Below are 15,209 nucleotides of genomic sequence, written 5' to 3' on the forward strand. Positions count from 1 at the left end.
GGTCAGGGATGCCCTGCGCGTGGCGCCGGGGCTTGCACGGTGAGGACTCGGCCCGTTCGGTTCGCCGGTGTCATACCCTCCGCGCCTTTCCATTCCGCGGCGACGATGTACAGCGTGTCGCCGCCGAGCATGCAGGCGAACGGTGAACGATCCAGTTCAACCTGCGCGAGCACCCGGCCGCCCTCCTCGATACGCAGGCAACGGTCCATGGCGGCGGCCCAGACCGCACCCTCGGCATCGAGGCAGATGCCATCCGGATAGCCGTCCACCTCGGCCCAGACCCTGCGATTGCTCAGGGTGGTGTCGGCGGCGATATCGAAGGCGGTCAACCGTTTCGCGTGCGATTCGGAGACGATGAGGGTCGAACCGTCGGGGGTGATGACCATACCGTTGGGGAAATGCAGATCATCCGCCAGCTGCGTGACGCTGCCGTCGGGCGTAACCACCGCCAGCACACCGGGTTTCGGGTCCTCGCCGGCCATCATGTCGTAGCCGATGGAGTTGATGTACGCGTTCCCGCGCGCATCGACCACGATCTCATTCCACGGATAGCTGGAGATATCCGCGAGCTCGGCATGCGTGACCAGGGTTCCGTCATATTCGCGGCGCAGCAGTGTGCGGCCGTCCGCATTCGACAGGATCAGCAGCCGCCCATCCGGCAGCCAATCGAAGCAGAACGGAATTCCGGACATCTCCAACTCGACAGTCTTCTTGCCCTCGGCGTCGACCGACATCACCTCCCCGCCCAGCCAATCCGACAACCACAGTCGATCGTCATGCCAGCGCGGCGATTCCCCGAGCGCCAGCCCCTCCAACAGCACGGTGGGCACCAGGAACGCAGGACTTCCGGTCATCCTTCACCTCCGAATAGAGTGATCCACTACTGCTGACGGCCCAGGCCCGGAAAACTCATCGCTCCATAGTGGGGTCGCAAACGGGGACCCCTGCGGAGGAGATCGAAAGACGTTGCGGCAGGCCGCAATCGGCTGCGACGCGACCAAACCCACCCACTACTGCGCCCCGGAGAAATGGCGGGTCCTGCTCGATCCACCCGGCCACCCGTTCTGCCTCACGGCCGCCGGATGAATTCGGTGGTCTCATAGGCCAGGGGAAAATTCACAGGCGCCGAAGTGGAGGGGCGCGGCCGAAAAGCAGCTCTCCGCTAGTCGACGGCGGTGCCCTCGAGTTCGACCAGCTGGCCGGGGATTGCCAGGCGGGATACTCCGAGCATGGTGGTTGTCGGGGCTACCGCCGCGGCGCCCAGTCGGGCGGCGAGTACGCCATAGTGCTGGAACAGGAGATCGACGTCGGTGGTGTAGACGTTGAGGCGGATCAGGTTCGCCAGGGACATGTCGGCGGATTTCAGGACATCCTCGAGGTTGTCGAGGGTCAGTGCGAGTTGGGCTGCCATATCTCCGAGGTGCTGGGGGCGGCCGTCCGGGCTCATTGCGGTTTGGCCGGAGCAGTAGAGGGTTCGGGTGTGACCGGTGACGATCTCGGCCTGGTTGAATCCCAGTTCCTTCGACCAGGTCACCGGGTTGACTGCGGTTCGCTCGGCTACCACATCGGCTCCATTCGATTCTTCGACTCACACCGGTTGTGACGTCGTAGTGGTCAGCCTCCCAAGGAAATACGACATCCTGTGTCGTGTATTCGCTAGAGTTCTTTCATGCGTGCCGACCGGTTGGTGTCGCTGGTGTTGCTGCTACGCCAGCGCGGTCGACTGACCGCAACCGAGCTCGCCGACGAGCTGGAGGTGTCCACCCGCACCGTGCTGCGCGATATCGAGGCACTCTCCTCGGCCGGTGTCCCGGTCTTCGCCGAACGTGGGCGGCACGGCGGGTTCGCATTGCTTCCCGGGTTCCGGACCGAACTCACCGGACTCAATCACGATGAGGCACTCGCCCTGCTGATCGCCGGATCACGCCGTGGCGCACAGGCATTCGGGCTCGGCTCCGCCCTCGCCTCGGCAATGCTCAAAGTCGTCGACGCGCTACCGGAAAGCTACCGCGCTACCGCGGCCGACGTGGCCGAGCGACTACTCATCGACCCCGAGGCAGACTTGCTGTCGCGTCGACTGTCCGCCGACGAGGTACCCGCCACCATCCTGACCGAGATCCGCAGCGCCGTCCTCGCCGGACACAAACTCCGTATCCACTACGCGGCCCTCGACCAGGCTCCCGCGTGGCGCACGGTCGACCCGATCGGACTCGTCATCGTTCGCGACCAGGGCTACCTACTCGCGACGAAATCCGGCGCGGACCGGACCTACCGCCTGTCCCGAGTATCGGCAGCGGCGGAACTCTCCGAACCGGCGGAGCGACCGGACCGAGTCGACCTGGACCGCGCCTGGCAAGACCGCAGCACGCGATTTCGTACCGGCGGCAATCACATTGCGGTGCTGGCGCGGGTGAACCCGGCTCGGCGAGACGAATTGGCAGCCACCGCGCTGGCCGTTCATCACGAGGAAATCGACGAAAACGGCTGGCTGCGTATGGATGTCACCTTCCAGGACGCACGCCATGCCGAATGGGCGCTCTGGCAATTCGCCGCCGACGCGGAGGCCCTTGCCCCGCACTCCCTGCGCACCGCCCTACACAACCGCGCCACCGCGGTCGCGACCCGGTATGGCGAATCACCCCGAACCGCCGCCGACCCCTGTCCTGACCCGCCGATCAGGACAGGATGATCGAGGCCGCGTGTTCGCCGATCATCATGGTGGAGGCGTTGGTGTTGCCGCCGACGATGCTCGGCATGATCGATGCGTCCGCGACTCGCAGGCCCTCGACTCCACGTACCCGCAGGGTCGGGTCGACGACCGCGCGTTCGTCCACGCCCATCCGGCAGGTGCCGACAGGGTGGTAGACCGTGGTTGCCCGGTTGGGGACCTCCGCGGCCAGGTCCGCGCGGGTGGGGTACTGCGGTCCGGGGGCGATCTCGGCGTCCACCAAACCGCGGATCGAATTGGCGGACATGATCTCTCGGGTCAGTTCCATACCGTGGACCAGGGTGTCCAGGTCTCGTTGTTCGGCGAGATAGTTGGGGTCGATGGCGGGTGCGGCGGTGGGGTCTGTCGAGGTCAGGCGCAGGGTGCCCCGGCTCTGCGGGTAGATCATCGTCGCCATGATGGTGAGGGACTGGCGGGGGTCGGGGGTGTGGCGGATCGGGGCGTCTTGATTCGGGCCGGGGTAGCCCCAGGGGAGTACGTGTAGCTGCAGGTCGGGCACATTCGTCGCGTACGGGGTGCGCAGGAAGGCGACCACCTCGAAGACGCTGCGGGCCAGCCAGGTGCTGTTGTCGCGCATCGACTCGCGCAGCAAGGCTCGGGCGAAATAGCCTGGCGAGGAACGGTTCACGGCGGTCGGCATGGCGAAGGTCAGCGGCACGAACATGTGGTCGTGCAGGTTGTCGCCCACCGGGAGGTCGGCGACCACGTCGATGTCGAAGGCACGCAGGTGGTCGGCCGGGCCGATACCCGAGAGCATGAGCAGATGCGGGGAGCCGAATGCGCCCGCGCTGACGATCACTTCGCGATCCGCGCGCAGGACTTCGGTTCCGTGTTCGGTCCGGTACTCCACGCCGGTGGCCCGGCCGTTCTCGATCAGAATTCGCAGTACGTGCGTATTCGGCAGCACCGTAAGGTTTTTCGGGCGATCGTCGAGGTATCCGACCGCGGTGCTGTAGCGCAATCCATTGCTGTTGCTCTGCTGGAAGAGCGAGACGCCTTCCTGCTCGGCACCGTTGTAGTCGGGATTGCGGGCGACGCCGGTGGTTTCGGTGAATGCCCGCATGAACGATTCGCATGCGGGCCGCAGCTCGCGCGCGCGGATCACCTTGATCGGGCCGGAGCCGCCACGGAACTCGTTCGCACCGTCCTCGAACGATTCGAACTTCTTGAAGCTGGGCAGCACATCCGAGTACGACCAGCCGGTATTGCCTGCCGCGGCCCAATCATCGAAGTTCTGCCGATTACCGCGCACGAACACCATGCCGTTGACCGAGCTGGATCCGCCGACCACTTTGCCGTGCGTCTGCGGGATGGTGCGGCCCAGCGCATGCTTCTGCTCGACGGTGTAATGCCCCCAGTCGATGATCTTCTTCAACTGCGGCACGCTGTGCAGCGGACCGATCATGCCGGGCTTGCGCACCAACCGGGTGTTGTCCCGCCGCCCCGCCTCGATCAACGTGACTTCGGCGCCGCTGTCGGCCAGCCTGCGGGCGATGATGGCCCCGGCGCTCCCGGATCCGATGATGATGTAGTCCGCCACGACCAGCGCCCTTCTGCCCAAACCGTTTCGCCACGCGTCAGCGCCGAAACTGGAACGTGTTGCGAAACTACTCCGAAACGGGCGTGCGGGCGTCCGATTCGGTCATCCATCGGCTCAGCCTCCGAAATGGCTGGCCCTTGCCCGTCAAAGTTAAGTATATTAACCTACAGTTACTAGCACTAACCATACGGGAGTTTCCTGCCATGTCGACCGCTGTCACCCTGCCTCGCCCCCACCTGCTCACCTCCCTCCCCGACGCTGTCGGCATCGCCTACTCGGTCTCCTGGATCGCCGGACTGGCGGTGGGCGCGCCCGCTCCGGTATTCGCCGATTCCGGCAGTGACATCATTCGCGAATTGTCCGGCCACACCGGCGCGTTCGCCGTGCAGTTCCTGCTGACCGAAGGGCTGCCCGCCATCGGCTTGGCGGTGGTCTCGGTGGCACTGGCTCGCGCGACTCGCTCGCGACTCGCCGCCCGGCTCGCGGCGGTGACGGGCGTTGCGGCAGCGTTGATTTCGTTCACGCAGTTCCTGCTCGGACTGGCCTTGGCTCGCACCGGTTCGCCCGATTCCGCGCATCTGCTCTTCGAACTGGTGAGCCGGTTCGACGGGGTGAAGATGTTCCTGTTGGCCGGGCTCGCGGTCGCGGCCGCGATCTCCGGGGTGCTGCCCCGGTGGTTGAACTACACCGCGATTGCCATGGCGGTCGCCATCGTGGCCTCCGGGATCGGGTATCTGTTCCTGATCCAGGGCCTGGCTACGCTGGCCTACGTGTCCGGACCGCTGCTGCTCGTCGTCATCACCGGGACCGGTGTCGTCCTGGGCCGAAAGGATCGGTAACCGCGTGCCCCGTGCCGGTCTCACCCCCGAGCGAATCATCGCCGAAGCCGCCCTGGTCGCGGACGAGGTGGGCCTGGAACGACTCACCTTGGCCGCGGTGGCACAGCGGTGCGGGGTCTCGCTGCCCGGACTGTACAAGCACATCGACAACCTCGAAGCCGTAAAACGCGGTGTGGCAGTGCTTTCCGTCGGCGAACTGGCCACCGTCCTGGCCGACGCCACCGCCGGACTCTCCGACCGCGATGCCCTGCGCGCGATCTGCACCGCCTACCGCTCCTACGCCCGCACCCATCCCGGCCGCTACATGGCGGGCATCGTCGCCCCCGCCGCCGACGATGACACCTACATCCAGGTCGCGACCCGTGCCTACCAGGTTTTGACCGCGGCCCTGCGCGGCTACCACCTCTCGGACACCGACCTCGTCCACGCCGTACGCATGGTCCGCACCGTCTGTCACGGCATCGTCACCCTCGAATCCGCCGGCGGCTTCGGCCTCCCCGAATCCGTCGACGACACCTTCGAACGCTTGCAGGACGCCCTGCACACCGAATTCCGCGCCATGCCGCACTGATCAAGAGAGACATTGTGACCGAACAAGATCCGAAGATCGCCGCCATCTCCGCCTTCTTCGACGCCTACGCCCGCTACGACCTCGACGGCATGCGCGCGGTTCTCACCGAGGACATCACCTGGACCATCCCCGGCCACCACGCCCTCTCCGGCACCAAGCACGGCATCGACGAGGTCCTCGCCTTCTTCAACCAGCTGGCCAAAGCGGGTATGAAGGCCGAGACCTTCTTCCTCGAAGCCAACGACGAATACGTGGTCGACATCCACCGCGGCTACTCCACCGCAGGCGAAGGCGCAGTGGACACCATCTGGGCACTGGTCTGGCATTTCAACCCCGACGGCAAGGTCGACCGCGTAGTCAACCTCTCCGGCGACCAACACCAAATGGACAACTACATCTGGCAGAACTACACCCTCGCCCCACTACCCACCCGATTGGCCTGACGCGCAACACTATTCACCGAAGTACGTTGTCGTCGAGCAGGGTTGTGCGCACCTCATGGGCGGGAATGGATTGCCGGAAGTGGGTTCATGTTGGCGCGCAGGCCAATCCGGGTCAGTAATGGACGGGCGACCGGGCCAGGGGCCGGTGTGGGTGGATCGCCGAGATTCAGCAGCGCCCGATCATCGGCGAGGATCCGCGTTCGAGGTGGCGGCAGATGGGTTTCCGGGGGACGGCGAATAGTCGGGACGGATCCGGGTACCACACAAATGGCACGGAGTCGGGGCTGCGCCGCATCCTGAAGGAGGTGAGCACTATGCCTATGTGCATGCAAATGATGGACATGCTGCGCGGCATGTGGAACATGATGTTCCCCAACATGCCGATGTGACCGGAGCCAGGCGGCGGTGTCCCGCCGATGTCGCCGCCTGGACAGCACCATATCCACGGCTATCGCAGTGCCCCACCGATTTTGCTCCTCTGCTGTAACTCCTTAGCCTGACTTCTCTTTCGTGCGCCCGTGGCAGCGATTCGTGAAATGACCTGCACAAGTGCACGGTAATAACTCAAGCCACGCGCAGCGCGACCGATTATCGGACGACCACAGTTCATGTCACCACTCGCGGTAGGTTACGGCGCCGAACCGAATGCCGTTGGACGCGTGCCAGATTGCTCTGGGCGGAGGGATGGTATCGGCAGAGATTCGTTCGCCTCAGGACAGTTTTGCTTCGGGGGCGAAGGCGGGCAGCCGCTCGAGGCTGGTGCGCACGGCCTCGGCACCGTATTCGAACATTTGCCGCTCGTAGTCGTCGACCGCGCCGAGCAGGTCCCTGCGGCCTGCGTCGGCCGCGATCAGGCAGCGGCGCAGTAGGTCGGCATCGCGCAGGGCGGTGTTCGCGCCGTTGCCGCCGGTGGGGGAGGTGGCGTGGATCGCGTCGCCGAGCAGTGTGACCGGGCCGGACGGCCAGCGCTCACCAGGCTTGACCACCCGGATGGACAGGAGCGTGCTGTTGTCCGGGTCGGCCTGCTCGATCAGCGCGCGCAACTCCGGATGCCAACCTTCCATCCTGGACAGCACGGCGTCCTGCGCGGTCAGGTCCCGCAGTGAACCGTTCGGCGGCAGGATCATGGCCCAGCGCACGTAATCGCCGATGTCGGGCAGGGTGACTTCGGGGGCCAGTTGTTCGGCGGCCCGCTTCGGTGGGGTGCGGAAGCGCATCGCGCCGAGTAGTAGGCCGACGCCGTCGCCCGCGATTTTCGAGCCGTATGCCTTTGACAGGCTGGCGAATTCGTCGGTCAGCGGGGTGCGGCCGATGACGAATCGGACACCGGTATCGGTCGGGGTGGTCCGCGGCGACAACACCCCGCGGACCGCGGAGGTGACGCCGTCCGCGCCGACGAGCAGGTCGGCGGTGACCGGGTCGTGACGAGCGAATCGGGCTCGGACCTTGCCGTCGGCCAGAACGTCGTATCCGGTCAGCGTGGCATCGGTGTGCACGGTGAGGCCGGTCAGCAACAGCTGACGCAGCACCTGCCGGTCGACCACGATGCCGGTCCGGCCCGCGCCGAGCTTGCCGATCTCGTTCAATTGCGGGTCCAGGACCAACTGCTCGGCGGCGGCGTCCATGACTATCTCGTCCAGCAGCGGGTGCCAGCGGGTGGGCAGACAGTCACGCACCGCCTGGAAACCGACCGGGTTCAGCACGAGTCGGTAGCCCTGGAACCTCGCGACGATTCCGGGGTCGCGCTCGAAAACCTCGGCCTCGATACCGGCACCGCGCAGCCCCTGCGTGAGAGCCAGACCACCCAGACCGGCTCCGATCACGGAAACACGCATCACACACCTCCGAATATCGATACGAACTAAGTTCGTTATGACGATCTAAGTTCTACGCAACGAACTAAGTTCGTGTCAAGCTATAGTGATCGCCATGCCCGCCGATCCCCGTCAACGCCGCGCAGCTCGCCATGCCCAACCCGCGGCGGACTCCGCGGCGCCGACGCCCCGTAAGAAGCCGATCACCATCGAGCGAATCACCGACGCCGCTCTGGAAGTCGTCGCCATCGAGGGGTATGACGCACTGACCATCCGCCGGGTCGCCACGGTGCTCGGGACCGGTCCGTCGTCGCTGTACGCGCACATCGTCAACAAGGACGATATCGACGACCTGCTGATCGGCAGGCTCTACGCGGAAGTCGTACTCCCCGAACCGGACCCGGCCGCCTGGCGTGAGCAGCTGGTCGGGGTGTACACCCAGATCCGCGACCTGTACCTGAAATATCCGGGCATCTCCCGCGCCGCGCTGGCCATGGTGTCGACCAATCTGGAAACGCTACGGGTGGGTGAAGGGATTCTGGCGATCCTGCTCGCGGGCGGCATCGAGCCGCGGACCGCCGGATGGACCCGCGACGCGCTATCCCTCTACGTCAGCGCCTATGCGCTGGAGCAGTCGCTGGTCCAGCAACGGCGACAGCGCCCGAATCAGGAATGGGTGCTCAGCCACGAGGAGTTGCTGGACCGCTTCACCGCACTACCCGCCGAGAAGTTCCCGCAGACTCGACGCCATGCCGCCGAGCTGATCTCCGGCACCGGGCGCGACCGCTTCGAGTTCGCGCTCGGTCTGCTCCTGAACAATCTGGTCCCCGCATCCGGCTGACCCACACGGAAAAGAAAGGCCCGCAGCGGGATTCGCTGCGGGCCGGGGGACGGTCGAGGTCAGTGCGCGAAGGTCGCGGCGTGCTCGGCCAGGTCCAGCAACGGCTGCGGGAAGATGCCGAGGACGAGGGTTGCGGCCGCTGTCATAGCGATGACCGTTGTTGTGAGAGTGGGGGATACGACCGTTGGGCCGTCGGCCGGGGCGTCGGTGAAGAACATGAGCACGATGACGCGGATGTAGAAGAAAGCCGCGATGGCGCTGCTCAGAACGCCGACGATCACCAGGGAGGACATGCCGCCCGAGGAGGCCGCGGCGAAGACGCTGAACTTGGCGATGAAGCCGCTGGTCAGCGGGATGCCCGCGAAGGAGAGCAGGAAGAGGGAGAACATGGTGGCGAGCCAGGGGGAGCGTCGGCCCATACCCGCCCAGGCGGGGAGAGCCGTTGCCTCGTCACCGTTTTCGTCGCGGACCAGGGTGACGATGGCGAAGGCGCCGAGGGTGCCGAGGCCGTAGACCGCCAGATAGAACAGGACCGAGGAGACGCCGGAGTCGTTGGCCGCCACCAGTGCGGTGAGGATGAAACCGGCATGCGCCACGGACGAATACGCGAGCATGCGCTTCATATCGGTCTGGGTGATGGCCAGTACCGCACCGACCACCATGGTGGCGATGGCGATGGCCGCCAGGATCGGCCGCCAGTCATTGCGCAGTCCGGGCACCGCGACGTACAGCACGCGCAGCAGTGCACCGACGGCCGCGATCTTGGTTGCGGCGGCCATGAATCCGGTGATCGGCGTCGGCGCACCCTGGTACACATCCGGAACCCAGGACTGGAACGGCACCGCGCCGATCTTGAACAGCAGACCGACCGCGAGCATCGCCACACCGAGGATCGCGAGAGTGTGCGAGTTGCTGGTATCCCGCGCCACCGCGTCGGCGATACCGGACAGCCGCACCGTTCCGGCGTACCCGTACAGCAACGCCATCCCGTAGAGGAAGAACGCCGAGGAGAACGCGCCCAGCAGGAAGTACTTCAGCGCCGCCTCCTGCGAGAGCAGCCGACGCCGCCGAGCCAACCCGCACAGCAGATACAGCGGAAGCGAAAGCACCTCCAGCGCAACGAACATGGTCAGCAGATCATTGGAGGCCGGGAAGAGCATGAGCCCGGCCACCGCCATCAGCGTGAGCGGGAAGACCTCGGTGGTCGCGACGCCCGCCTTGGTGGCGGCGACCTCATCGGAGCTGCCGGGCATGGCGGCCGCCTGTGGCGCGAAGGCATCCACCCCACGCGAAGCGGCCAGACTCCAGGTGCCCGGCCCCTCCTTGTGAATCGGCATGCGATCCGCGCGACGTTCGGCGATGAGCAGCAGTCCGAGAATCGACACCACCAGGATGGTGCCCTGCAGGAACAGCGTCACACCGTCGATGGCGACGGCACCCGACACCGCGGTCGCATTGGTACCGCGCAGTCCGATCACCGCGCCGAGCGCGACGCCCATGCCGCCGAGCCCGAGGATCAGTTGGATCAGATACCGGGATTGCCTGGGCGCGAACGCCTCCACCAGCACCCCGGCCACGGCGACACCGAAGACGATCAGCATCGGGGAGAGATTGCGGTATTCGATACTCGGTGCGGGCACTGCCGCCGCCGCGAGCGGCGAATTGGATACAGCGAGGATCAGGGGTGTAGCACTCACTTGTGAGCACCTCCGCTAGACGTCTGGGCGGCTTCCGGTTTCACGGCCGGAACCGGATCATGCTGTCCGATGGTGGTGAGGGTCCGCGCCACCGCCGGATCGATCCGATCGAGCACGGGCTTGGGGTACGCGCCCAGGAACAGCAGCGCGGCGATCAACGGCACCACCACCAGCATTTCGCGCGGCAGCAGATCGTAGAGCCGCTCATTACCCTCCTTCACCGGACCGGTCATCATGCGCTGGTACATCCACAGGATGTAGAGCGCGGCGAGAACCAGTGCGGTGGAGGCGAATACGGCCGCCACCGGGTATCGGGTGAAGGTCCCGATCAGCACCATGAACTCACTGATGAACGGTGCGAGCCCGGGCAGTGAGAGCGTGGCCAGACCGGAGATGAAGAAGGTTCCCGCCAGAATCGGCGCGACCTTCTGCACCCCGCCGTACTCGGCGATGAGCCGGGTTCCCCTGCGCGACACCAGGAATCCCGCGATCAGGAACAGCGCCGCGGTCGAGATCCCGTGATTGACCATGTACAGTGTCGCCCCGGTCCCGCCCTGCGTGGTGAGCGCGAAGATGCCGAGAATAATGAAGCCGAAGTGCGAGATCGAGGTGTACGCGATGAGCCGCATGACATCGGTCTGCCCGATGGCCAGCAGCGCACCGTAGATGATTCCGATCACCGCGAGCACGCAGATCACCGGCGCGTAAGTCGAAGTGGCCGAAGGGAACAGCAGCAGGCAGTAGCGCAGCATGCCGAAGGTTCCGACCTTGTCGACCACCGCCATCATGAGCACCGCGCTCGCCGGTGTGGCCGAGACCGCGGCGTCGGGCAGCCAGGTGTGCAGCGGCCACAGCGGAGCCTTCACCGCGAACGCGAACATGAAGCCGAGGAACAGCGCGTTCAACACCACCGGTCCGGCTCCGAGCTGTCCGGTGTTCGCGGCATGCATGACGGTCCGGAAATCGAAGGTGCCGCTTCCGTTGGCGCCCAACTTCTCCCGAGCGGTCAGCACATACAGTCCGATGACCGCCGCCAGCATGATCAATCCGCCGAACAGGTTGTACAGCAGGAACTTCACCGCCGCCCGGGACCGCTGCGCCCGCACCGCCGCATCACCGGTGCGCGGCCCGAACCCGCCGATGAGGAAGTACATCGGGATGAGCATGACCTCGAAGAACACGTAGAACAGCAGGATATCCAGGGAGGTGAAGGAGATCAGCACCATGGATTCCACGACCAGCATGAGCGCCACGTAGTAGTGCACCACCCGCGGCCCGTTGCCGACCTCACGCTCATCCTGCCAGCCCGCGAGCATGAGCAGCGGCATGAGTCCGGCGGTCAACAGCACCAGCACCAGCGCGATGCCGTCCATACCGAGGGTGTAACCCGCCCCGAAGGCCGGAATCCACTCCCGCGATTCCACGAATTGGTATTGCGCGCCACCGGATTCGAACTGGGTGGCCAGCCAGATCGCCACCCCGAGCGTGCCGAGCGATACCGCGAGCGCGAACGAACGCGCCCCGGTACGCCAGGAGGAGGGGAAGAACAGCACCAGCGCGGCCCCGACCAGCGGAACCGCCCACAGCGTCGTCAGCCAGGGAAAGTCACTCAAAACAACCTCACCGCCAGCAGGGCGGCGGCCACCAGTGCCGCGCCGGTGAACATGGACAGGGCGTACGAGCGCACGAAACCGGTCTGCACCCGCCGGATTCGGGCGGACAGGCCGCCGATGACGGCGGCGGTGGTGTTGACCAACCCGTCGATTCCGCGATTGTCGACGAACACCAGCGAGCGGGTCACATGCTGGCCGGGCCGCATGAACGCGGCCTCGTTGAACGCGTCACCGTAGAGATCCTGGCGCGCGGCCTGGGTGAGAGGCGTTCCGGCGGGAGCGGTTTCGGGAATCGGATGCGTCGCGTACTGGTCGTAGGCCACCCACACGCCGGCCGCGACCACCGCGAGCGCGAAGAAGGTGATGGCCCACACCGGAATGATCGGCTCGCCGTGATGGGTTCCGACGACCGGAGCCAACCAGTTCTGCAGCGACGAACCATAGGCGAGCAGCGCGCCCGAGGCGACGGAACCGAAGGCCAGCAGAATCATCGGCCCGGTCATGGAGGCCGGGGCCTCATGCGGGTGCGTGCCTTCCTTCCAACGCTTTTCACCGAAGAACGTCAGCAGCATGACGCGGGTCATGTAGAACGCGGTGATACCCGCGCCCGCCAATGCCGCTAGTCCGGTGATGATTCCACCGAATCCGCCGTGCGCGAAGGCGGCCTCGATAATCCGATCCTTGGACCAGAACCCGGCGAACGGGGGAATGCCGAGAATCGCGAGGTATCCGAGCCCGAAGGTGACGTAGGTGATCGGCAGCAGCTTGCGCAATCCGCCGTACCGCCGCATATCGGTTTCGTCATCCATGGCGTGCATGACCGAGCCCGCGCCGAGGAACAGTCCGGCCTTGAAGAATCCGTGCGTGAGCAGATGCATGATGGCCGCCGCATAACCGACCGGGCCGAGGCCCGCGGCGAGAATCATGTACCCGATCTGGCTCATGGTCGACGCCGCGAGGGCCTTCTTGATGTCATCCTTGGCGCAACCGATGATCGCGCCGTAGAGCAGCGTGATCGCACCGACCGCCATGACCGCGGCCTGCGCGCCCGGAGCCAGATCGAAGATCGGATTGGATCGCGCGATCAGATACACACCGGCGGTGACCATGGTGGCCGCGTGGATGAGCGCCGACACCGGCGTCGGACCCTCCATCGCGTCCCCGAGCCAGGCTTGCAGCGGAACCTGAGCGGACTTACCGCAGGCTCCCAGCAGCAGCAAAAGCCCGATGGCCGTGACGGTTCCGGAGCTCGCCTGCGGCGCGGCGCCGAAGACGGTCCGGAAGTCGATGCTCCCGAAGGTCGCGAACATGATCATCAGCGCGATGGCCAGACCCATATCGCCGACCCGGTTCACGATGAACGCCTTCTTGGCCGCCGTTGCGGCCGAAGGCTTGTGGTACCAGAACCCGATGAGCAGGTATGAGGCCAGACCCACGCCCTCCCACCCGAGGTACAGCACCAGGTAGTTGTCGGCGAGCACCAGCACCAGCATCGCGGCCAGGAACAGATTCAGGTACGCGAAGAACCTGCGCCGTCCGGGATCATGCGACATATAGCCGATCGAATAGATGTGGATGAGCGATCCCACACCGGTGATCAGCAACGCGAAACACATCGACAGCTGATCCAATTGCAGTGCGGCGTCGACCTTCAGCCCCGTCACCGGCAACCAGCTGAACAGGCTGTAATGCACCGCGCGGGTGGCATCGGAACGACCCAGCATGTCGGAGAACGCCCACGCCGCGACCCCGAAGGAGCCCAGCGCCATGACGGTTCCGAGTAGATGGCCCCACTTATCGGTGAATCGTCCTACCAGCAACAGGAATACGGCGCCGCCGAGGGGCAGTGCCGGCAGCAGCCACAACGTCGTGGTCATTTGTTTTTGGCGCGGATACCTCCTCGTTCACGAGGTGGAGATAGCGCCGTCCTCCTTTCGATGTCGGTGGTCGCGGCTAAGGTTTTGAGTGTGGATGAGGTGGTGGGGTACAGCTTCCGCTTGCGGCCGGGCCGCACTGCCGAGGTCGCATTGCTGGCCGAGTGGCACCGCTGCCGGTTCCTGTGGAATGAGGCTGTCCATCAACAGAAATCGGGAAACAGGCCAACATTTTGCAGTCTGAGCAAACTCTTGACCGAAACCCGGGCGCGTAACGCGTGGTTGCGAGAAGGATCGCAGGTTGCGCAACAGCAGATGTTGCGGACCTACGCCCAAGCACACGAGCAGTCTTTCACCGTCAAGGGCAGACGACGGCCGAAGTTTAAAACGCGCAGGACGGCTCAGCTGTCGCTGGAATATACCCAACGTGGATTCAGCATCAAGAACGGCCAGTTGGTGTTGGCGAAGGGCGTCCGAATGCCAGTGGTGTGGTCGCGTGAGCTGCCGTCCGCACCGACAAGCGTTCGGGTGACTCGAGATTCGCTCGGGCACTGGTACGCGTCGTTTGTTGTCCGGCGCGCTGTGAAGGGAGCGCCCGACGCCGAGGGCAGCATTGGCGTCGATTGGGGAGTGATAACCACTGCCACAACGACCGACTCCTCGTTCGATTTGCCGTACCTCGGTCACCGCGCTCGAACCACTGCGGAGCTTGCTCGATCTCAACGGAAAATGTCCAGGCGTAGGCGTGCCAAGCCCGGCCCACAATCCCGCGGGTACAAGCGGGCCGCGCGTACAACCGCAAAGCTGCACAAGAAGTCGGCCCGGCAAGCCCAGCACGATTCGCGAATATGGGCGAAACGAGTTGTTGACAAACATGAATTGATTGCGGTGGAGGACTTCAAGCCGACCTTTCTGGCAAAGTCCACGATGGCGCGTAAGGCTTCGGATGCCGCGATTGGTGCAGCGAAGCGCGAGTTGATCGAACGTGGAGTGCGGGCTGGCCGGAGGGTGGTGTTGGTGCAGCCCGCCTACACGAGCATGACGTGTTCGAGTTGCTTTGCGAGAGCCAAGCATCAACTTGGACTCGCCGATAGAACTTTCCGATGCCACGGCTGCGGGTACATCAATGGTCGGGACCGGAACGCCGCCAAAGTGATTTTGGCTGTGGCAGAGCGCGGCCACACACGTGTTGATGATGTAAGACAATCGGATCACCTCCCTCTGACAGGTGGCTCTGTTGCTGTCTGAG

13 protein-coding genes are annotated in these 15,209 nt (G+C 65.1%); 6 read left to right on the forward strand and 7 right to left on the reverse strand.

Going from position 1 to position 15,209, the window contains the following annotated elements; all coding sequences use genetic code 11:
• Positions 1-2 precede the first annotated feature (2 nt).
• Entirely contained in the window at positions 3-854 is an 852-nt protein-coding gene (locus tag OHB26_RS30460; protein ID WP_330180701.1) for an SMP-30/gluconolactonase/LRE family protein, read from the reverse strand.
• Between the two features lie 308 nt (positions 855-1,162).
• Positions 1,163-1,564, reverse strand: coding sequence for a RidA family protein (locus OHB26_RS30465; RefSeq protein WP_330180702.1), 402 nt, complete (start codon positions 1,562-1,564; stop codon positions 1,163-1,165).
• A 105-nt stretch (positions 1,565-1,669) separates the two neighbouring features.
• On the opposite strand from OHB26_RS30465, the gene OHB26_RS30470 reads away from it, so the two are divergent.
• Positions 1,670-2,689, forward strand: coding sequence for a helix-turn-helix transcriptional regulator (locus OHB26_RS30470; RefSeq protein WP_330180703.1), 1,020 nt, complete (start codon positions 1,670-1,672; stop codon positions 2,687-2,689).
• On the opposite strand, the gene OHB26_RS30475 is transcribed toward OHB26_RS30470, so the two are convergent.
• On the reverse strand, positions 2,676-4,268 hold the full coding sequence (locus tag OHB26_RS30475; RefSeq protein ID WP_330180704.1) for a GMC family oxidoreductase: 1,593 nt from the start codon (positions 4,266-4,268) through the stop codon (positions 2,676-2,678). The genes OHB26_RS30470 and OHB26_RS30475 overlap by 14 nt on opposite strands.
• 203 nt (positions 4,269-4,471) lie before the next feature.
• On the opposite strand from OHB26_RS30475, the gene OHB26_RS30480 reads away from it, so the two are divergent.
• The 3 genes from OHB26_RS30480 to OHB26_RS30490 are packed head-to-tail and all read left to right on the forward strand — an operon-like array spanning position 4,472 to position 6,121.
• Positions 4,472-5,107 (forward strand): hypothetical protein, encoded by a 636-nt coding sequence (locus OHB26_RS30480; protein ID WP_330180705.1) that lies wholly within the window; start codon positions 4,472-4,474, stop codon positions 5,105-5,107.
• A 4-nt stretch (positions 5,108-5,111) separates the two neighbouring features.
• A complete protein-coding gene (locus OHB26_RS30485; protein WP_330180706.1) occupies positions 5,112-5,678 on the forward strand; it encodes a TetR/AcrR family transcriptional regulator in 567 nt (188 codons plus the stop codon).
• Between the two features lie 14 nt (positions 5,679-5,692).
• Complete coding sequence (locus OHB26_RS30490) at positions 5,693-6,121, forward strand: nuclear transport factor 2 family protein (RefSeq protein WP_330180707.1); 429 nt, start codon at positions 5,693-5,695, stop codon at positions 6,119-6,121.
• A 710-nt stretch (positions 6,122-6,831) separates the two neighbouring features.
• Here OHB26_RS30490 and OHB26_RS30495 read toward each other — a convergent pair.
• Positions 6,832-7,956, reverse strand: coding sequence for an FAD-dependent oxidoreductase (locus tag OHB26_RS30495; protein ID WP_330180708.1), 1,125 nt, complete (start codon positions 7,954-7,956; stop codon positions 6,832-6,834).
• A gap of 94 nt (positions 7,957-8,050) precedes the next feature.
• On the opposite strand from OHB26_RS30495, the gene OHB26_RS30500 reads away from it, so the two are divergent.
• On the forward strand, positions 8,051-8,776 hold the full coding sequence (locus tag OHB26_RS30500) for a TetR/AcrR family transcriptional regulator (protein ID WP_330180709.1): 726 nt from the start codon (positions 8,051-8,053) through the stop codon (positions 8,774-8,776).
• A gap of 59 nt (positions 8,777-8,835) precedes the next feature.
• On the opposite strand, the gene nuoN is transcribed toward OHB26_RS30500, so the two are convergent.
• Genes nuoN through nuoL form a run of 3 tightly spaced genes read right to left on the reverse strand, consistent with a single transcriptional unit; the run spans position 8,836 to position 13,963 of the window.
• Positions 8,836-10,455 carry an NADH-quinone oxidoreductase subunit NuoN gene (gene nuoN / locus OHB26_RS30505; RefSeq protein ID WP_330185827.1) on the reverse strand — a complete coding sequence of 540 codons (1,620 nt, stop codon included), beginning with the start codon at positions 10,453-10,455 and terminating at the stop codon, positions 8,836-8,838.
• Between the two features lie 14 nt (positions 10,456-10,469).
• Complete coding sequence (locus tag OHB26_RS30510) at positions 10,470-12,086, reverse strand: NADH-quinone oxidoreductase subunit M (protein ID WP_330180710.1); 1,617 nt, start codon at positions 12,084-12,086, stop codon at positions 10,470-10,472.
• Complete coding sequence (gene nuoL / locus OHB26_RS30515) at positions 12,083-13,963, reverse strand: NADH-quinone oxidoreductase subunit L (protein ID WP_330180711.1); 1,881 nt, start codon at positions 13,961-13,963, stop codon at positions 12,083-12,085. The genes OHB26_RS30510 and nuoL overlap by 4 nt, the downstream gene beginning before the upstream one ends.
• A gap of 60 nt (positions 13,964-14,023) precedes the next feature.
• On the opposite strand from nuoL, the gene OHB26_RS30520 reads away from it, so the two are divergent.
• Positions 14,024-15,208 (forward strand): RNA-guided endonuclease InsQ/TnpB family protein, encoded by a 1,185-nt coding sequence (locus OHB26_RS30520; protein WP_442942751.1) that lies wholly within the window; start codon positions 14,024-14,026, stop codon positions 15,206-15,208.
• Position 15,209 lies beyond the last annotated feature (1 nt).

Origin of the sequence: Nocardia sp. NBC_01503, from assembly GCF_036327755.1 — a bacterium.
In the GTDB taxonomy this organism is placed as follows: Bacteria; Actinomycetota; Actinomycetes; order Mycobacteriales; family Mycobacteriaceae; genus Nocardia.